This window comes from Curtobacterium sp. L3-7, from assembly GCF_048756585.1.
Taxonomy (GTDB): Bacteria; Actinomycetota; Actinomycetes; order Actinomycetales; family Microbacteriaceae; genus Curtobacterium.
Genome location: NZ_CP151474.1, coordinates 635,263 through 653,479, shown reverse-complemented (window position 1 = coordinate 653,479; position 18,217 = coordinate 635,263). Strand labels below are relative to the sequence as shown.

At 69.8% G+C, this 18,217-nt stretch carries 18 protein-coding genes; 8 read left to right on the top strand and 10 right to left on the bottom strand.

What is annotated here, in order from left to right; genetic code table 11:
* Positions 1-16: 16 nt before the first annotated feature.
* The 6 genes from AAEP80_RS03320 to AAEP80_RS03295 form a co-directional block, all read right to left on the bottom strand.
* Positions 17-379: a hypothetical protein gene (locus AAEP80_RS03320; RefSeq protein ID WP_420365939.1), complete on the bottom strand. Its 363-nt coding sequence runs from the start codon at positions 377-379 to the stop codon at positions 17-19.
* 456 nt (positions 380-835) lie between these two features.
* Positions 836-1,657: an ABC transporter permease gene (locus AAEP80_RS03315; protein ID WP_413600428.1), complete on the bottom strand. Its 822-nt coding sequence runs from the start codon at positions 1,655-1,657 to the stop codon at positions 836-838.
* Positions 1,654-2,574, bottom strand: a complete 921-nt coding sequence (locus AAEP80_RS03310) for an ABC transporter permease (RefSeq protein WP_420365938.1) — start codon at positions 2,572-2,574, stop codon at positions 1,654-1,656. Before AAEP80_RS03310 ends, AAEP80_RS03315 begins: the two co-directional genes overlap by 4 nt.
* Positions 2,571-3,779 (bottom strand): polyamine ABC transporter substrate-binding protein, encoded by a 1,209-nt coding sequence (locus tag AAEP80_RS03305; RefSeq protein ID WP_420365937.1) that lies wholly within the window; start codon positions 3,777-3,779, stop codon positions 2,571-2,573. The genes AAEP80_RS03310 and AAEP80_RS03305 overlap by 4 nt, the downstream gene beginning before the upstream one ends.
* Entirely contained in the window at positions 3,776-4,963 is a 1,188-nt protein-coding gene (locus tag AAEP80_RS03300; protein WP_420365936.1) for an ABC transporter ATP-binding protein, read from the bottom strand. Before AAEP80_RS03300 ends, AAEP80_RS03305 begins: the two co-directional genes overlap by 4 nt.
* A gap of 36 nt (positions 4,964-4,999) precedes the next feature.
* Positions 5,000-6,451: a gamma-aminobutyraldehyde dehydrogenase gene (locus AAEP80_RS03295; protein ID WP_420365935.1), complete on the bottom strand. Its 1,452-nt coding sequence runs from the start codon at positions 6,449-6,451 to the stop codon at positions 5,000-5,002.
* A gap of 125 nt (positions 6,452-6,576) precedes the next feature.
* On the opposite strand from AAEP80_RS03295, the gene AAEP80_RS03290 reads away from it, so the two are divergent.
* The 5 genes from AAEP80_RS03290 to AAEP80_RS03270 are packed head-to-tail and all read left to right on the top strand — an operon-like array spanning position 6,577 to position 11,834.
* Positions 6,577-7,047 (top strand): Lrp/AsnC family transcriptional regulator, encoded by a 471-nt coding sequence (locus tag AAEP80_RS03290; protein WP_111106184.1) that lies wholly within the window; start codon positions 6,577-6,579, stop codon positions 7,045-7,047.
* Positions 7,044-8,486 (top strand): aspartate aminotransferase family protein, encoded by a 1,443-nt coding sequence (locus tag AAEP80_RS03285; RefSeq protein ID WP_420365934.1) that lies wholly within the window; start codon positions 7,044-7,046, stop codon positions 8,484-8,486. The genes AAEP80_RS03290 and AAEP80_RS03285 overlap by 4 nt, the downstream gene beginning before the upstream one ends.
* Positions 8,487-8,488: 2 nt before the next feature.
* Positions 8,489-9,850 carry an NAD(P)/FAD-dependent oxidoreductase gene (locus tag AAEP80_RS03280; protein WP_420365933.1) on the top strand — a complete coding sequence of 454 codons (1,362 nt, stop codon included), beginning with the start codon at positions 8,489-8,491 and terminating at the stop codon, positions 9,848-9,850.
* On the top strand, positions 9,850-11,184 hold the full coding sequence (locus AAEP80_RS03275; protein WP_420365932.1) for a flavin monoamine oxidase family protein: 1,335 nt from the start codon (positions 9,850-9,852) through the stop codon (positions 11,182-11,184). The genes AAEP80_RS03280 and AAEP80_RS03275 overlap by 1 nt, the downstream gene beginning before the upstream one ends.
* A complete protein-coding gene (locus AAEP80_RS03270) occupies positions 11,181-11,834 on the top strand; it encodes a hypothetical protein (protein ID WP_413600435.1) in 654 nt (217 codons plus the stop codon). Before AAEP80_RS03275 ends, AAEP80_RS03270 begins: the two co-directional genes overlap by 4 nt.
* A gap of 26 nt (positions 11,835-11,860) precedes the next feature.
* Here the strand turns inward: AAEP80_RS03270 and AAEP80_RS03265 are convergent, their stop codons facing one another.
* From AAEP80_RS03265 to AAEP80_RS03255, 3 genes are read right to left on the bottom strand one after another with little or no spacing between them, the layout of a single operon-like run.
* The gene (locus AAEP80_RS03265) at positions 11,861-12,679 is read right to left on the bottom strand and encodes an SDR family oxidoreductase (protein WP_402727594.1); all 819 of its coding nucleotides are present in this window, start codon (positions 12,677-12,679) and stop codon (positions 11,861-11,863) included.
* Positions 12,680-12,729: 50 nt separating this feature from the next.
* The gene (locus tag AAEP80_RS03260; RefSeq protein ID WP_420365931.1) at positions 12,730-13,200 is read right to left on the bottom strand and encodes a VOC family protein; all 471 of its coding nucleotides are present in this window, start codon (positions 13,198-13,200) and stop codon (positions 12,730-12,732) included.
* Positions 13,197-14,177, bottom strand: coding sequence for an SDR family oxidoreductase (locus AAEP80_RS03255; protein ID WP_420365930.1), 981 nt, complete (start codon positions 14,175-14,177; stop codon positions 13,197-13,199). Before AAEP80_RS03255 ends, AAEP80_RS03260 begins: the two co-directional genes overlap by 4 nt.
* A 123-nt stretch (positions 14,178-14,300) precedes the next feature.
* Here AAEP80_RS03255 and AAEP80_RS03250 point away from each other — a divergent pair, with 123 nt between their 5' ends.
* The gene (locus AAEP80_RS03250; protein ID WP_420365929.1) at positions 14,301-15,143 is read left to right on the top strand and encodes a helix-turn-helix transcriptional regulator; all 843 of its coding nucleotides are present in this window, start codon (positions 14,301-14,303) and stop codon (positions 15,141-15,143) included.
* Positions 15,144-15,238: 95 nt separating this feature from the next.
* Here AAEP80_RS03250 and AAEP80_RS03245 read toward each other — a convergent pair whose 3' ends face one another.
* Entirely contained in the window at positions 15,239-15,919 is a 681-nt protein-coding gene (locus tag AAEP80_RS03245) for a hypothetical protein (protein ID WP_420365928.1), read from the bottom strand.
* A 228-nt stretch (positions 15,920-16,147) separates the two neighbouring features.
* Here AAEP80_RS03245 and AAEP80_RS03240 point away from each other — a divergent pair, with 228 nt between their 5' ends.
* Both AAEP80_RS03240 and AAEP80_RS03235 read left to right on the top strand, forming a co-directional pair.
* Positions 16,148-17,197, top strand: a complete 1,050-nt coding sequence (locus tag AAEP80_RS03240) for a nitrilase-related carbon-nitrogen hydrolase (RefSeq protein ID WP_420365927.1) — start codon at positions 16,148-16,150, stop codon at positions 17,195-17,197.
* Complete coding sequence (locus tag AAEP80_RS03235) at positions 17,194-18,207, top strand: agmatine deiminase family protein (protein ID WP_420365926.1); 1,014 nt, start codon at positions 17,194-17,196, stop codon at positions 18,205-18,207. The genes AAEP80_RS03240 and AAEP80_RS03235 overlap by 4 nt, the downstream gene beginning before the upstream one ends.
* The last annotated feature ends 10 nt before the right edge of the window (positions 18,208-18,217 follow it).

Below are 18,217 nucleotides of genomic sequence, written 5' to 3'. Positions count from 1 at the left end.
CGGCGGTCGACTGCGGTCACGGCCGCCAGCGATCGGCTGACGGCAGCTCGATCGTCGACACCGCACGCCCGAGCATCCGTGCGGTCAGGTCGATCTCGTGTTCGTCCGACGGGGGGTCGTTCGCGTCCATGCCGACGAGCCACGTGAGGCCGCGGAGTGCACGGCTGTCCCCGCCGACCAGCGCGAGCGCCCAGACCGCGTCGGTGCGCGACGCGACCGCTCGTTGCGCCCAGTCGATCGCTTGCAGGACGTCTGCGTCGAACAGGTCGACCGTCTCCGTCGAGTACGAGTCGCCCGATCGCTCCTGCAGGTACACCCGGAAGTGCGGGTGGTGGTTCTCCCAGGTGCTGTCGCGCTCGTCGACCTCGATGGCGTCCATCGATCGATGGTACGAGATCGTGGAGACCCTGGTGTCCGGTGACATTCCACGGAGGCTTGTTGCGTGGACTCCGACACCGCCGGGTCGTGGTCCTGGGGCAAGCGTGAAGCCCACCACCGCGGCAACGGTGATGGGCTTCGAGTTGCTCTCCGAGTGGAAAGCCGAGGACGGGCACAATCCGTTCCCGAGTCTGAACGCTCCGGTCCAGTGTAATCGAGCCCCGGCCCGATTGCACGCCCGTCCCGGTCCCCGCTCCTCGTGTCCGCCGGCGCTGACACCGGAGGTGGCCTCGATGTCGAACGACACCGATCCCAAGCCCGGGCGTCGGGTGTTCTGGTTGGGGGTCGCGGGCTTGCTCGTGAACCTCGCCAGGCTCCTGGTCGACCTGGTCCGGAAGGACTGAGACAAGGACGTGCCGCACCGGTCTCGATCGGTGCGGCACGTTCCGGCGTGGAGTCAGCCGCGCGTGCGGGACAAGCGACGGTTGAGCGCCCCGTTGAGCAACGCGACGAGCAGCCCCACCGCGAACACCAGCGTCCCGAAGCAGAGCACCTGCGGCGGCATCCCGGCCTTCGCGGCGCCGTACACGAACAGCGGGAAGGTGACAGCGGGTCCGGCGACGAACGACGTGATGACGTAGTCGTCGATCGACATCGCCAGCGCCAGCAGCCCCGCGGCGAGCATCCCCGGCGCGAGCAACGGCAGCGTGACGAGCCGGAACGCCTGGAACGGCGTCGCGCCGAGGTCGCCTGCTGCCTCCTCGAGCGCACGTGACGTCCCGGCGATCCGCCCCCGGAGGACGACGACGACGTACGCGACGTCGAACGCCACGTGGGTGAGCAGCACCGTGAGGAACCCGGTGCCGAGCCCGATCGACAGGAAGAACGACAGCGACGCGGACCCGACGACGATCGACGGCGCCGCGATGTCCGCGAACACGACGGCGTTGACGGCTCCCCGCCCGGGGAACCGGTAGCGCTCGAGCGCCAGGGCGAGCGGGAGCCCGATCGCGACCGAGACGATCGCCGCGAGGAACGCGATGACGACCGACGTGACGAACGCGGACCCGAGCCCGGAGACGTTCACGAGGTTGGCGTACCAGTACGTGGTGAAGCCGTTCCACGCGAAGGTCAGCCGGTTGGTGGGGGCGTCGTTGAACGAGTACACGATCATGTAGACGATCGGCACGAGGGTGATCGCGATGACCACCCAGTAGACGATGGCGAGCCAGGGCCCACGACGGTTCACGCCGTGACGGCGCGGTGCGACGGCGGTCATACGAGGTCCTCGAGGTCGTCGGTGCCGGAGACCCGGGCGTAGATGAACAGGATGATGCCGAGCACGACCATGAGCACGGTCGACAGCGCAGCGGCGACGTTGTACTGCTGGTTGCCGGAGTAGGCGTCCTGGATGGCCTGCCCGATCGTGTACGTGTTCGTGCCGCCGAGGAGCGCCGAGTTCACCGGGTCCCCCACGCAGTCGATGAACACGAGCAGGACCCCGGCGAAGATGCCGGCACGGGACAGGGGCAGCGTGGTGTGCCAGAACGCCCGGAACCGCCCGGCGTACAGGTCGTGCGCGGCTTCACCGAGTCTCGGGTCGATGCGTTCGAGCGCCGCGTAGATCGGCAGCACCATGAAGGCGAGGTCGTTGTACGCGTCGCCGAAGATCACCGCCCCGCCGGTGCCGAGGATGTGGAAGTCCTTGCCGGCGACCCCGATCCCCTGCAGGAACGTGACGACGGGCCCCTGGGACGCGAGCACGAACGCCCACATGTCGGTTCGGATGATGAACGACACCAGGAAGCTCACGAAGACGAGCATCAGGAGCGGGTTCTTCCACCGCGGTGACACCCGGAACGCGATGAAGTACGCCACGGGGTACCCGACGATGATGGTCACGAGGGTCGCGGCGAAGCCGTACCAGAGGGATCGGAGCAGGAACGTCAGGTACGGCACCTGCGGGTCGACGAACAGGGACGAGTAGATCCCGAAGTTCCAGGTGAACGTGTACCCGTCGTCCGGGTTGCCCGACATGAGCGAGACGATGAGCCCGGACACGAGCGGGATGACGAAGAACACGCAGAGGTACGCGGTCCCGACCAGCGCGAGCAGGAACGGCGTGCTGCGACGACGACCGCGACGGACCGGCGCCGGGTCGAGATCGATCCCGGGCGCGACCCCGACCGCCGTCACGACTGCACCACCGCGTTGAAGATGCCGTTCCACTCCGAGTACTCGTCGTAGTTCTCGAACACCCGGAACTCGTGCGACGCGTCCAACACGGCAGCGGACGGGAACACCAGCGGGCTGTCCGCCACCGTCGCGTCGTCGAGCACGTTCCTGACGTAGTCCTCGGCCGCGGGCACCGGGCACACGTAGTTGACGTAGTCCTCGACGATCCCCGCGATCTTCGGCGTGTAGTAGAAGTCCATCCACGCGAGCGCCGACACCGGGTTCGCCGCCTGCTTGGGGATGAGCATGTTGTCGTGCCAGGTCATCTGCCCCTCCTCCGGCGTGACGAACTCCAGGTCGGGGAACCCGGACTGCTGCGCCTGGAACACGTCGCCCGACCACGCCTGGGTGATCCAGGTGTCACCGTTCTCGAGCCGGTTGATGTAGCTCTGGTCGTAGAACCCGGTCACGCTCGGCCGGAGCTCGCGGAGCCATGCCTGGGCCTTGCGCCAGTCGGCCGGGGTCGACGTCTCGGGGGCGATGCCCAGCGCGAGCAGTGCCAGGGAGCCGAGCTCGGTGTTGTCGCTCATCAGCCCGATGCGCCCCTTGAAGGCCGGGTCCTTCAGGTCCTGGAACGACGTGATCTTCCGCCCGGTGTACTTCGGGTTGTACGCGAGCCCCGTGAACCCGGTCTGCCAGACGACGGAGTGCTTGTTGTCCGGGTCGTAGTTCGGGTTCTTCACCGAGTCAGACGCGTACTTCGCGAAGTTCGGCAACCGCGTGTGGTCGAGCTCGCACACGAAGCCGTTCTTGATCATCTCGGTGAGCTCGTACCCGTTCGTCATGACGACGATGTCGTAGCCGGTGGCCCCTTGCGCCCGGAGGATCGGCGAGACCGTCGCGTAGAACGTCGCGTTGTCCTGGATCACCGCCTGGTAGTCGACCGCGATCCCCGTCTCCTCCTTGAAGAGCGCGAGGGACTCGGACTTGCCGTGGTCGGAGTCGATGTAGAGCGGCCAGTTCGCGAAGTTGAGTTCCTTGGTCGCCTTCGCGTCCTTCCAGAAGGCCGTCCAGTCCACCGCTGGTCCCGTCGACGCCGCAGAGCCCTTGATGCTGCAGCCCGCGAGCAGAGCGGCCACCGCCGCGGCACCGCCGCCTGCCAGGAAGCCGCGCCGGCTGACCCGCGCGGACGTCAGTCCGCGCACCAGGTCCGGTCCGGCGTTCACGCGACCGCACCTGCGGTGGCGGTCTCGGCCTGGAGGCCCGGTGCGGGCTGGGTGGTGACGCTCGCGTCGGACGCGATGGGAGCCTCCAGTCCGAAGCCGTGGTCGACGCCCCAGGTGAGCCAGACCTCGGTCCCCGTGGCGATGCGGGGTCCGCCCTTCGTGTTCTGCGCGAAGACGGAGACGCGGCCGGCGCCGGGGACGTCGACGAGGTACTGCGTGCTGACGCCGGAGAACGAGACGTCGACGATACGGCCGGGTCCGAGGATGTTGCGTCCCGCCTCGTGTGACGGCTCTGCGGTGCGGATCTTGAGCTTCTCGGGACGGACGCCGACGACCACGCGACCGCCGGTCGCGACCGCACGCGCCGTCGGGACCGCGATCGTGCCCGCCGCCGTGGCGACCACGAGCAGCTCACCCTCGGTGCCGCGGACATCGCCCTCGAGCAGGTTCGACTGGCCGAGGAAGTTCGCGACGAAGGCGGTCCTCGGCAACTCGTAGAGGTCCTGGGGGCTGCCCATCTGCTCGATCCGGCCACCGTTCATGACGGCGACGGTGTCGGCCATCGTCATCGCCTCTTCCTGGTCGTGCGTGACGTGCAGGAAGGTGAGCCCGACCTCGGCCTGGATCGTCTTCAGCTCGAGTTGCATCTGGTGCCGGAGCTTCAGGTCGAGGGCGCCGAGTGGTTCGTCGAGGAGCAGGAGCGCGGGCCGGTTCACGATCGCGCGGGCCAGGGCGACGCGCTGCTGCATGCCGCCGGAGAGCTGTGCTGGTCGCTTCGACGCGGACGAGTCGAGCTCGACGAGGTGCAGTGCCTCCCGCGCCTTCGTCATCGGGTCCGGGATGCGCCGGCGCTTCAGGCCGAACGCGACGTTGTCGAGCACGCTCATGTGCGGGAACAGCGCGTAGTTCTGGAAGACCGTGTTGACCGGCCGCTGGTACGGCTTCGTGTCGGTGACGTCCTTCCCGCCGAGCAGGATGCTGCCGCTCGTCGGTTCCTCGAGGCCGGCGACGAGCCGCAGCGTGGTCGTCTTCCCGCAGCCGGACGGCCCGAGCAGCGCGAAGAACGACCCGGCGGGCACGGTGAGGTCGAGGGCGTCGACCGCGGTGTGTCCCGGGAAGGACTTCGTGATCTGCTCGAGCCGGAGATCTGCTCCGGATTCGGCGAAGGTGCCGGTCGTTGCCATGGTGCCTCCTGGTGTTCGCGGGCCCGGGAGTCGGGTTCAGCCGATGTAGGACATGACGTGCTTGATGCGGGTGTAGTCGTCGAACCCGTACTGGGACAGGTCCTTGCCGTAGCCGGAGTGCTTGAAGCCGCCGTGCGGCATCTCGGCGACGATCGGGATGTGCGTGTTGATCCACACGCACCCGAAGTCGAGGTCGCGGGCGAAGCGCATCGCCCTGGCGTGGTCGGTCGTCCACACCGAGCTCGCCAGGCCGTACTCGACGTCGTTCGCGGCACGCAGCGCGTCCGCCTCGGTACGGAAGCGCTGGACGGTCTGCACGGGGCCGAACACCTCCTGCTGCACGATGCGGTCGTCCTGCCGCAGCCCGGAGACGATCGTCGCCTCGTGGAAGTACCCGACGTCGCCGACACGGTGGCCGCCGAGCTCGATCGTCGCGTGGTCGGGGAGCGTGTCGAGGAAGTCCTGCACGTGCGTGAGCTGGTTCACGTTGTTGACCGGCCCGAAGTACCCGTCCGTGCCGGTCCTCGCGTTCGTCCGGGCTTCCGCGGCGAGCGCCGCCACGAACTCGTCGTGGATGCCGTCCTGCACCAGGAGCCGGGTGGCGGCGGTGCAGTCCTGTCCGGCGTTGAAGAACCCGGCGGCGACGATGCCGGCGACCGCGGACGGGATGTCGGCGTCGTCGAACACGATCACGGGTGCCTTGCCGCCGAGTTCGAGGTGCGTGCGCTTGAGGTCACCGGCCGCGGCTCGGGCGACCGCCATGCCCGCGCGGACCGACCCGGTGATGGAGACGAGCTGCGGGGTCGGGTGGTCGATCATCGCGGCGCCGGTGGAGTGGTCGCCCAGCACGACGTTGAGGACCCCCGGCGGCAGGAACTCCGCGGCGACCTCGGCGAGCAGCAGCGTGGAGAGCGGTGTCGTGTCGCTCGGCTTCAGGACGGTGGTGTTGCCGGCGGCGAGCGCCGGGGCGATCTTCCACACCGCCATGTTGAGCGGGTAGTTCCACGGGGTGACCTGGGCCACGACGCCGATGGGCTCGCGCCGGACGAAGGACGTGTGGTCGGCCAGGTACTCGCCGGCGCTCCGGCCCTCGAGGTTCCTGGCGGCGCCGGCGAAGAAGCGGATCTGGTCGACGGAGAGCATGATCTCGTCCTCGACCAGGGTGGCGCGGGGCTTCCCGGTGTCCCGCGACTCGAGGTCCGCGAACTCCTCCGCGCGGGCCTCCACCGCGTCGGCGATCCGGAACAGTGCGAGCTGCCGCTCCCCCGGGGTCGTGCGGCGCCAGGTGTCGAGCGCGGTGCTCGCCGCGGCGAAGGCGGCGTCGACGTCAGCGGCGGTGGAGATCGGCGAGATGCCGTACTCGGCCTCGGTCGTCGGGTCCACCAGGCCGAACGACGTGTTCGTCCTGGACGGGGTCCACTCGCCCCCGACGAAGTTCCGGAGGTCACGGGTCGCCGTGTCCGACGCCGTCTTCGTGCTGTCCAGCATGGCGGCGATACTGGCACGGAAACCGCTCGTTCGGAAGACTTGTAACAACGGAAATCGTCGCGAAACACGGTGTTCACAACGGAATCCCTTGCTTTCCTCCGGAATCCACTGCCATGCTGTCCGGCATGGCGGCAGCACCACGACGTCCGGGACCGATCGACGACATCTCCAAGCGGATCATCGAGCAACTCCAGGCAGACGGGCGCCGTCCGTACGGCGAGATCGGCAAGGCGGTCGGTCTCAGCGAGGCGGCGGTCCGGCAGCGCGTGCAGAAGCTCACCGAGACCGGCGTCATGCAGATCGTCGCGGTCACCGACCCGATGCAGCTCGGGTTCCACCGGCAGGCGATGATCGGCATCCGTGTGAACGGCGACACCCGCAAGGTCGCCGACGCACTCGAGCAACTGGCGGCGGTCGACTACCTCGTGATGACCGCCGGCAGCTTCGACCTCATGGTGGAGGTCGTCTGCGAGGACGACGACGACCTCATCGAACTGCTCAACGGCACGATCCGGGCCATCCCCGGCGTGACCGGCACCGAGACCTTCGTCTACCTGCAACTCCGCAAACAGCTCTACGACTGGGGAACGCGATGACCATCTCCGACCAGAAGACCGAACAGTCCACGCGACTCGGCTCCTACGACCCGTTCGCACCGGTCGACAACGAGGACCTGCAGCGCAAGTCCCGCGACCACCTCTGGATGCACTTCGCCAGGCACGGCGCGAACCAGGCGGGTGCCGAGGTCCCGATCATGGTCCGCGGCGAGGGCCACCACGTCTACGACAGCCACGGCAAGGGCTACATCGACGGGCTCTCCGGCCTGTTCGTCGTCGCCGCCGGCCACGGGCGGAAGCGCCTGGCCGAGATGGCCGCCAAGCAGGCCGAGACGCTGAGCTTCTTCCCGATCTGGTCGTACGCGCACCCCGCGGCGATCGAGCTCGCCGACCGCCTGGCCGACCACGCCCCCGGCGACCTCAACAAGGTGTTCTTCTCCACCGGCGGCGGCGAAGCGGTCGAGACGGCGTTCAAGCTCGCGAAGTACTACTGGAAGCTCCGCGGCAAGCCGATGAAGCACAAGGTGATCTCCCGCGCGGTCGCCTACCACGGCACCCCGCAGGGCGCCCTCGCGATCACCGGCATCCCCGCGATGAAGCAGATGTTCGAGCCGCTCACCCCCGGCGGGCTCCGTGTCCCGAACACGAACTACTACCGCGCCGACGAGATGGGCTTCGCCGGGCAGAGCGAGGAGGAGTTCGGCTACTGGGCGGCCGAGCGCATCCGCGAGATGATCGAGTTCGAGGGGCCGGACACCGTCGCGGCCGTCTTCCTCGAACCGGTGCAGAACTCCGGCGGCTGCTTCACCCCGCCGCCCGGGTACTTCCAGCGGGTCCGTGAGATCTGCGACGAGTACGACGTGCTGCTCGTCTCGGACGAGGTCATCTGCGCGTTCGGCCGCATCGGCACGATGTTCGCCTGCGACACGTACGGCTTCGTCCCGGACATGATCACGTGCGCGAAGGCGATGACCTCCGGGTACTCCCCCATCGGCGCGACGATCATCAGCGACAAGATCTTCGAGCCGTTCGCCGAGGGTGACACGACCTTCTACCACGGGTACACGTTCGGCGGGCACCCGGTCTCCGCCGCCGTCGCCATGGAGAACCTCGACATCTTCGAGGAAGAGGGGCTGCTGCAGAACGTCCAGCAGAACGCCCCGCTCTTCCGCGCCGAACTCGACACCCTGCTCGACCTGCCGATCGTCGGCGACGTCCGCGGTGCCGGGTACTTCTACGGCATCGAGCTCGTCAAGGACAAGGCCACGAAGACCACGTTCGACGACGACGAGTCCGAGCGCCTGCTCCGCGGGTTCCTGTCGAAGGCGCTGTTCGACGCGGGGCTGTACTGCCGCGCCGACGACCGTGGCGACCCCGTCGTGCAGCTCGCTCCACCGCTGACCATCGGGCAGCCGGAGTTCCGCGAGATCACCTCGATCCTGCGGAGCGTCCTGTCCGAGGCCTCGTCGAAGATCTGACCGTGTCCGGCTACCGGCGGGTCTCGTTCTGGATGGACCAGCTCGTGGCCTCCGGCCGCGACGACCTGAGACCACGGCCGCCGCTCGACGGCGACCGCTCGGCGGACGTCTGCGTCATCGGCGGTGGACTGACCGGTCTCTGGACCGCGTGGTACCTGCACCAGGCCGACCCGAGCCTCCAGATCGTCGTCGTCGAGAAGGAGATCGCCGGATTCGGCGCCTCCGGACGGAACGGCGGGTGGTGCTCGGCGCTCTTCCCGCGCGAAGCGGCGGAGATCGCCGAGCACGCCGGCCGTGACGCGGCGCTCGCCATGCGGCGGGCGATGCGCGAGACGGTCGACGAGGTCGGCCGCGCAGCGGACGAGGCCGGGATCGACTGCGACTTCGTCAAGGGCGGCACCGTGCTCTACGCGCGGTCGGCGGTGCAGGACCGCGCGGCTCGAGCAGAGGTCGACGCGTCCGCCGCCTTCGGCGACGACATGGTCTACCGGTCCGCGCTCCCCGGCGACGCCGCAGGCAGCGTCGGGGTCGCGTTCACGCCGGACTGCGCCCGCCTGCAGCCGGCCGCGTTGGTCCGTGGCCTGGCGGCCGCACTGGAGGCCCGTGGCGTCGTGATCGCGGAGCGCACGCCCGCCGTGTCCTGGGCTCCAGGGCGTGTGGTCACCACCTCCGGGACCGTCTCGGCCGGCGCGGTCGTCGTCGCGCTCGAGGGCTACGGGGCGACGATGCCGCAGACCAGGCGCCGGATCATGCCGCTGTACTCGTTGATGATCGCGACCGAGCCGCTGTCCGAGGCGGCGTGGGGGCGGATCGGGTTGGAGCACGGGCAGACGTTCTCGGACTACCGGCACCTGTTGGTCTACGGACAGCGCACCGCGGACGACCGGTTCGCGTTCGGCGGCCGCGGAGCCCGCTACCACTGGGGCTCCACGATCCGGAACTCGTACGACCGCGTGCCGCGGGTGTTCCGGCACCTGCGCACGACGCTCGCCGAGCTCTTCCCCGACGTCGGTGACGTCGGGGTCACGCACACGTGGGGCGGCCCGATCGGGGTACCCCGTGACTGGTGCGCCTCGGTGACCTGGGACGGCTCCGTGGGGTCGGCCGGCGGGTACGTCGGCGACGGGCTCTCGACGACGAACCTGGCGGGGCGGACGCTGGCCGACCTCGTCCGCGGTGTGTCGTCGTCGCTGACGGAGTTGCCATGGGTCGGGCACCACTCGCCGGACTGGGAGCCGGAGCCGCTCCGGTTCCTCGGGGCGAACGCCGGACTCGTGGCGACGGACATCGCCGACCGCGAGGAACGACTGACCGGACGACCGAGCATGGCCGCCCGGGTGCGCGAGAAGGTGACGGGGCACTGATGGCCGTCGTTCCTCCGTCGGCGTACGACGTCGTGGTGGTCGGGGCCGGGGTGTCGGGGCTCGCCGCCGCCCGGGCGCTCGCGCTCGGTGGGCAGCGGGTCGTCGTGCTCGAGGCCCGCGACCGCGTCGGTGGGCGCACCTGGACGGACGCCGCGCTCGGGGTGCCGGTCGACCTCGGGGCGTCGTGGATCCACGGCATCGAGGGCAACCCGCTCTGGTCGTTGGCGTCGGCGTTCGGGATCGAGACCGTGGAGTTCACGGTCGGGAGCTTCCAGTTCGACGGGCGGCCGATCGCGTGGCACGACCCGTCCGGTGTCCGGGTGTCCGGTTCGTCGCTGGTCGCTGACCTGCATTCGGTCGACGAACTCCTGCCGTCCGTCGTCGACGCCGCACCTCCCGGGACCACGTACGCATCGGCCGTCTCCTCGGTACTGGACTCCCTCGGGTGGACCGGCTCGCGGGCCGATCGCGTGACCGAGTACATGGCGCACCGCTCCGAGGACCTCTGCGGCGCGCCCGTCACCGACCTCGACGCCCACGGCCTCGACGAGGAGCACGTCGCCGGGGACGAGGTCGTGTTCCCTCGCGGGTACGGGCCGTACGCCGCTCGGCTGGCCGCCGGGCTCGACGTCCGGTTGTCGTCCGTGGTCCGTGCGGTGACCACCGCGCCGTCGTCCGTCCGGGTCGACCTCGCCGACGGGTCGTCCGTGTCCGCGTCCCAGGTGGTCGTGACCGTGCCGCTCGGGGTGCTCAAGGCCGGGGACATCACGTTCTCGCCGCCGTTGTCCGAGCCCGTCGCCGGTGCGCTCGGACGGCTCGGGATGGGTGTCTACGACAAGGTGTTCTTCCGGTTCCCCTCGGCGTTCTGGGACTCCTGGGTGCTCCGGCAGCAGGGGGACGCCGGCGTCGACTGGCACTCCTGGTACGACATGTCCCGGGTGACCGGGACGCCGGTGCTGGCTGCACTGGTCGGCGGCTCCGGAGCGCGTCGACTCGAGACGCTGTCCGACGCCGAGATCGTCGCCGAGGGGCTGGCGGCCCTGCGGTTCCTGTTCGGCCCGGCGGTGCCCGAGCCGGATGCCGTGCGCATCACCCGGTGGGCGGCCGACCCGTTCGCGAAGGGGTCGTACTCGTACCTGCACGTCGGCTCGTCCCCTGATGACCACGACCTGCTCGGGACACCCGCCGATCGGGTGCAGCTCGCGGGCGAGGCGACGTGGGGCGACGACCCCGCGACCGTGCACGGGGCGCTGCTGTCCGGGTTGCGGGCGGCGTCGCGCATCCTCGGACGGGACGTCCGGGCGGACGAGCTGGCCTCTACACTCGGCGCGTGAGCCCGTCGAAGGTCAGACACCAGCACGAGCACCGCTTCCCGGTCGCCGTCGCGATCCTCGTCAACCTCGCGCTCGCGCTGCTCCTGCCGAGCCGGGTGCTGTTCTTCCCCTCGTGGGTCGTGCCGCTCCTCGGTGTCCTGCTGCTCGTGCCGCTGATCGTGTTCAACCCGCGGCGGCTGTCCCGCGAGACGACGTGGTCGCGGTGGTTGTCGTTCGCGCTCGCGATCCTGCTGACGGTGGCGAACCAGCTCACGGTGGTGCGGACCGTCGTGCTGCTGCTCGACGGGCACGTGGAGGGCGGAGTGGTGCTCCTCACCGCGCTGCAGGTGTGGGTGAGCAGCATCATCGCGTTCGGCCTCGTGTACTGGGAACTCGACCGCGGCGGGCCGGTCGCACGTCGGCGTCCCGACCTCTGGGAGTCCGACGAGGCGGACTTCCAGTTCCCACAGGAGACCGACTCGCGCACCGCCGCCTGGCGTCCGGTGTACCTCGACTACCTCTACGTGGCGCTCACGAACATGGTCGCGTTCAGCCCGACCGACACGATGCCGATGACCGTCCGCGCGAAGATGATCATGGCCTACCAGTCCGTCGGCGGGTTCATCCTGATGGCCCTGGTCATCTCGCGCGCGGTCAACATCATCGCCTGAGCGGTGGGCTGCCCGCTCGTCCCGCGTCAGGCGCCGTGTGCCTCCTCGGACACGGGCTGCCACTCCCGCCACGTCGCGAGACGCGACTCGTAGTCCTTCTCCGCGATGCCGAGCGGCGCCTTGCCGAAGAAGACCCGCAGCGGCGGCTCGTCGGCGTCGACCACCTTGAGGATCGCCGAGCGAGTCGCCTCGGGCTTGCCCGGGTCCGCGGCGGAAGGGCGCTTCGAGGCTGCCTCGCGCACGTCGGCGTACGCGTCGATCGGCTCGCTCTGCTTCGACGACGGTCCGGACCAGTCGGTCGAGAACCCGCCGGGTTCGATCAGGGTGACGTGGATGCCGAAGCCGGCGACCTCCTGCGCGAGGGACTGCGAGAGCCCCTCCAGCGCCCACTTCGACGCGTGGTACGCGCCGACGGTCGGGAACGCGCTGATCCCACCGATGCTCGACACCTGGATGATGTGCCCAGAACCCTGCTCGCGCATGATCGGCAGCGCCGCCTGGGTGACCCAGAGCGCACCGAACAGGTTCGTCTCGAGCTGGGCACGGACCTCGTCCTCGGTGAGCTCCTCGACCATGCCGAAGTGGCCGTAGCCGGCGTTGTTCACGACGACGTCGAGGGAACCGAAGTGGTCTGCTGCGCGCTGCACCGCGGCGAAGTCGGCCGAGCGGTCGGTGACGTCGAGCTGGATGCCGAGGAACGTGTCCGGGTACTGCTCGACGAGCGCCTGCACGTCGTCGGGGTTCCGTGCCGTACCGGCGACGGAGTCCCCACGCTCGAGGGCGGCTTCGGCCCACTCGCGGCCGAAGCCCTTCGATGCGCCGGTGATGAACCAAGTCGTGCTCATGTGTCCTCCTGTTGTCTGACGTCGATCACGCAACGCCGGGACCTTCGGAGTCAGCTGGAGGTGCGGGGCGCGGATGCGCCTTCCGGACGGGGCGCGGCGAACTCCAGGTTCACGTCGTCGGGGTCCTGGACGGACAGGATCACCAGACCGAACGGCGGGAGGTCCGTCACCGCACCGTGCTCGATGCCCGCCTCGTCGAGCCGCGCCACCGCATCGTGCAGGGCGCTGACCGATCCGACCCGGAAGGACACGTGGTCGAGGCCGACGCGGTCGGGATCGAACCGGTCACCCGACTCCGCCACCGGACGCAGCCCGAGGGTCTGGCCGCCGAACGTGAACGAGCACCCGCCGTAGGTCCGCCACGGGTCGTCGTGGATCGTCGGGTCGTCGATCTGGTCGCTGAAGTCGCTCCCGGGCGGCATGCCGAACAGCAGCTCGTAGAAGGCCTTGCTCCGGTGGATGTCGGTGACGGTGAGCCGCACGTGCGAGAAGCCGAGCGGCACGACGATGGGATCGTTCATCCCCCCATCCTCGGCCGGGGCTCCTGGTCGCGTCCGGTCGTCTCCGGGAACCGGACGCCGCTGAGCTCCTCGGAGACCGTCCACAGCCGTGCCGCTGCGGCTTCGTCCCGCATCGGCTTCCACGGCTCGCGCCTGGCAGCGGGTCCACCGAGCCCACCCGGCCACCCCGGACCGGTGAAGGCCCCGTCCAGGTCGGAGCCGGTCGCCGCGAGCAGTGCGGGCTCCCCCGCGGAGTCGGCGGTCCCGACGACGAGTCCGCGCGCCGAGAGCCATCGGATGACCCGGACCGCCGTCGTGTCCTGGGCTCGTCCGACTTCCGGACGAGCGGCCAGGAGACTCGTCGGCGCGACACCCGGGTGGCTCACCGCACTCGTGATCCCCCAACCGCCCGCTCGACTCCGTCTGCTGAGTTCGAAGCCGACGAGTGCACAGGCGAGCTTCGACGCCGCGTAGGCGCGGTTGCCGTCGTACGGCCGCTCGGACTGCAGGTCCTCCCAGTCGATCCGGGCACGTCGGGCCGCGATGCTCGTCTGCATCACCACGCGTGCGCTGCCGGCCCGCAGGAGCGGGAGGAGCTGACCGACGAGCGCGAAGTGTCCGAGGTGGTTCGTGCCGAACTGCAGTTCGAAGCCGTCCTCCGTCTCCTGCCGCTCCGGTGGCGTCATCACACCCGCGTTGCCGATCAGCAGGTGCAGGGGTTCGCCCTGCGAACGGAGGCGGTCGGCGAGCGACGCCACGGAGTGCAAGGACGACAGGTCCATCTCCTCGAGCCGCAGGATCGCGTCCGGGTACTGCTGCCGGATGCGGTCGACGGCGGCCTCGCCCTTCCGTCGGTTGCGGACCGGCATCACCACCTCGGCGCCGGCTGCGGCCAGCCGGGTGGCGATGCCGATTCCGATGCCGTCGCTGGCGCCGGTGACCAGGGCCCGTCGGCCGGTGAGGTCAGGGATCGTGACGTCGTCGTGGGTGCGTGGCATCGTGTCGTCTCCTCGTTCGCGGCACCTCGTGGCGCCTCGGTCGAGCATGCGCCGACCCCGTGCACGACATCCACGGCCTGACGATCCGTGGCTCGGACGGACGCGTCGCGAGAGGATGACGACGTGATCGATCGAAGCGCACTGGCGGACTTCCTCCGTGGTCGCCGGTATGCACTGCAACCGGAGGACGTCGGGCTGCCGCGTGGACAGCGTCGGCGGACCGCCGGGCTCCGTCGCGAGGAGGCGGCCCTGCTCGCGAACATGTCGACGGACTACTACGCGCGACTCGAACGCGAGCGCGGCCCACAGCCGTCGGAGCAGATGCTCGCCGCGATCGCGCAGGGACTCCGGCTGACGATCGACGAGCGCGACCACCTGTTCCGCCTGGCCGGACATCAACCGCCGACACGGAGCGCGGGCGGAACCCACGTGTCGCCGGGGATGATGCGGATCGTCGACAGCCTGGTGGACACCCCGGCCGAGGTGTCGAACGAGGTCGGCGAGACCCTGCGGCAGACACCACTCGGCGTGGCGCTCATCGGTGACCACTCGCGGTACACCGGTGACGCACGGAGCTCCGGGTTCCGGTGGTTCACCCAGACCGAGGTCCGGGAGCTCTACCCGGTCGAGGACCACGCCTTCATGTCCCGGATGTACGCGTCCGGACTCCGAGAGGTCGTCGCTCGGCGCGGTCCCGGCTCGCGGGCGGCACACCTCGCGGACACCCTGCTGGCGAGGAGCGCTGAGTTCCGGGAGGTCTGGGCGCTGCACGAGGTCGGGGTCCGTCCGCGCGAGGTCAAGCGGTACGTCCACCCCGAGGTCGGGGAGCTGACGTTGCACTGCCAGGTGCTGCACGATCCCGAGCAGTCGCACGTGCTCCTCGTGCACACCGCCGAGCCGGGCAGCGTGACCGCGGAGCGACTCCGGCTGCTCTCGGTCATCGGCACGACCACCGCCGCTCGCTGAACCGCGGAGCCACCGAAGCGCGGAACGGACACAGCACCCCGCGGGTGCGAGGTGCTGTGTCCGTCGTGTGGCGTGGTGCGCTTCTGGCGCGGGTGTTACTTGATCTTGGCGGTGATGGTTGCGGTGCCGACGAGGAGGCCGCTCTTGACGGCGTCGGTCTTGAAGGTGCTGTTGAGCAGCTTCGCGGCGTCGCCGGAGACGTGGACGGTGGTGCCGGTGAGGATCGCGTTGTCACCCTCGAGCTGCAGCGGCTTCAGCGTCCCACCGTGCAGGCTGAACAGGTACGCGTTCGCTGCGGCGACCTGACCGTTGACCAGGACGTCACCGTAGAGCTTGGACGAACCCGGGTTCACCACGAAGTTCTCCAACGTCACGGTCGTGTCCCCGGCCTTCAGGGTCAGACCCGAGTCGTCGTGGTTCAGCAGGCCCTGCACGTACGGACGGTACTTCCCGTCCGGGCTCCAGTAGGTGACCGAGCCGGAGGTGATCGGGAACGACACGGCACCGTCGGCGAGCTTGGCGTTGCCGGACACACCCGGGGTCAGCTTCAGCGCGGTGAGCGCGTCGGTGAAGCCGGAGTCCAGCGCGACGGAGGTGTCACCACCGAGGACCTCGGGAACCGACGCGACCGGTGCGGGGATCTTCGACGACGACGATGCGACCGTGTGGATCGCCGGGGTCGACGCGTTCGCGGCGGAGACACCGAACGCGGCACCGCCGAGGACGAGGGCACCCGTCGTGGCGAGGGTGATGGTGGTCTTGAGGGACTTGCGCATGATGGTCATTCCTTTGCTGTGTCGCGCTCGGCGCGGCGTACTGAAAGCGCGCCGAACACACTCCGAAAAGGAGTGGAGAACCAGCTATCTGCGGCTGGTGAGCGCTCCGGGTGTTTCCCGGTCTGTGCATGGGATTCGGCACCCCACCGGAAACGGTTTGGACCGGATTCTCGTCGTGACCGTTCCGTGACCATTGCGTTCGTTGATCATGTGGTCAACAATGGCGCCATGGACGTCGTCACCGCAGAGAAGCTCGAGTCGCCGCTGCGCGACGCGAACACGGATCCCCGTCGGACCACCCGCGTCGCCCTCGTGCAGATCCGGTGGCTCGAGGACCCGGCAGCGCACCGAGCCCAGCTCGCCGAGGGCATCGCCGCCGCGGCCGCGAACGGTGCGCAGGCCGTGTTCCTGCCCGAGCTGACACTGCTGCGGTACCCCGGCGACACCCCGGCGAGCGGCGTCCCGAAGGACCTCGCCGAGTCGATCGACGACGGCCCGACGATCACCTTCGCGCGGGAACAGGCCCGCGAGCACGGGATCCTCGTGCACGCGTCGCTGTACGAGCGGCCGGCCGAGGACGACGAGCCGGCCGACCCGCGCGGGTACAACACGGCGATCCTCGTTGCACCGGACGGTTCGCTCGTCGGACGCACCAGGAAGACGCACATCCCGATCAGCGCCGGGTACTACGAGGACACCTACTTCCGCCCGGGTCGCGATGACGACGCCTTCCCCGTCTACGAGCCGGACGGGCTCGGGGCACGGGTCGGACTCCCGACGTGCTGGGACGAGTGGTTCCCCGAGGTCGCCCGCTCCTACGACCTCGCAGGGTCCGAGGTCCTCGTGTACCCGACCGCCATCGGCTCCGAGCCGACCTTCCCCGCGTTCGACACGGCGCCGATCTGGCGGCACGTCATCGTGGCGAACGGCATCACCGCCGGGCAGTTCATGGTCGTCCCGAACCGGTGGGGCGACGAGGGCGACATCACCTTCTACGGATCGTCGTTCATCTCCGACCCGTTCGGTCGCGTGCTCGTCGAGGCACCTCGTGACGCGAGTGTCGTGCTCGTGGCGGACCTCGACCTCGATGCCCGCAGCGAGTGGCTCCGCCTGTTCCCCTTCGCGCTGACCAGGCGCCCCGACCTGTACGACTCCCTGGTGGCCCCGGTCGACCCCGTTCGGGACGACCACGGCGCGACGGAGGCGATCCGAGCCTCCATCCCGGACCGACCGTCACCGCGGCAGACGGCCGCACGACCGACGGCAGCACGCTCGTGACCTGGCGGATGCCGGCGGAGACGGCTCCGCAGGAGCGCACGTGGATGGCGTTCCCCCGACCGGGCAACACCCTCGGCGACGATCCGGCGAGCGCCGAGGCCGCGCGCACCGCGTGGGCGACGACCGCGAACACCATCAGCGAGTACCAGCCCGTCACGGTCGTGGTCGACCCGGTCGCACGGCCCGACGCCCACCGCCTGCTGTCCCGTTCGGTGGACGTGCTCGAGGCGCCGCTCGACGACTTCTGGATGCGCGACATCGGTCCGACCTTCGTCGTCGACGACGACACCGGCGAACAGGGCGCCGTCGACTGGGTGTTCAACGGGTGGGGCGCGAACTCGTGGTCGACGTGGACCCGCGACGCGGAGATCGCCGCGACCGTCGCACGGGCCGCCGGTGTCCGACGGATCCCGTCGCTGCTGGTCAACGAGGGTGGCGCGATCCACGTCGACGGCCGGGGCCGGGTGCTCGTGACCGAGACGGTGCAGCTCGACCCGCGGCGGAACCCGTACGCCGACCACGCCCGCGTCGAGGAGGAACTCGCCCGGACGATCGGGGCGACCGACGTGGTCTGGCTCCCGCGGGGACTGACCCGGGACTACGACGGCCTCGGGACCCGTGGACACGTCGACATGGTCGCCACGTTCGCGGGAGCAGCGACCGACGTCGTCCTGCTCCACGCGCAACCGGACCCCGACCACCCCGACCACCTCGTGATGCCGCAGATCCGCCGCGCGATCGAACAGGCCACCGATGCCACGATCGTCGAGATCCCGGCACCGGCGACCCTGACGGACGACGGCGGCCCGGTGGACTGGAACTACGTCAACCACGTCGTGGTGAACGGCGCCGTGATCGCGTGCGGGTTCGGCGAGGACGCAGCAGACGCCCGCGCACGGGGCATCCTCGCCGACGTCTACCCGGGCCGTGAGATCCGCACGGTCGACGCACGCGAGGTCTTCGCCCGCGGCGGCGGCCTGCACTGCATCACGCAGCAACAGCCCGCCTGAGTCGCCGGGC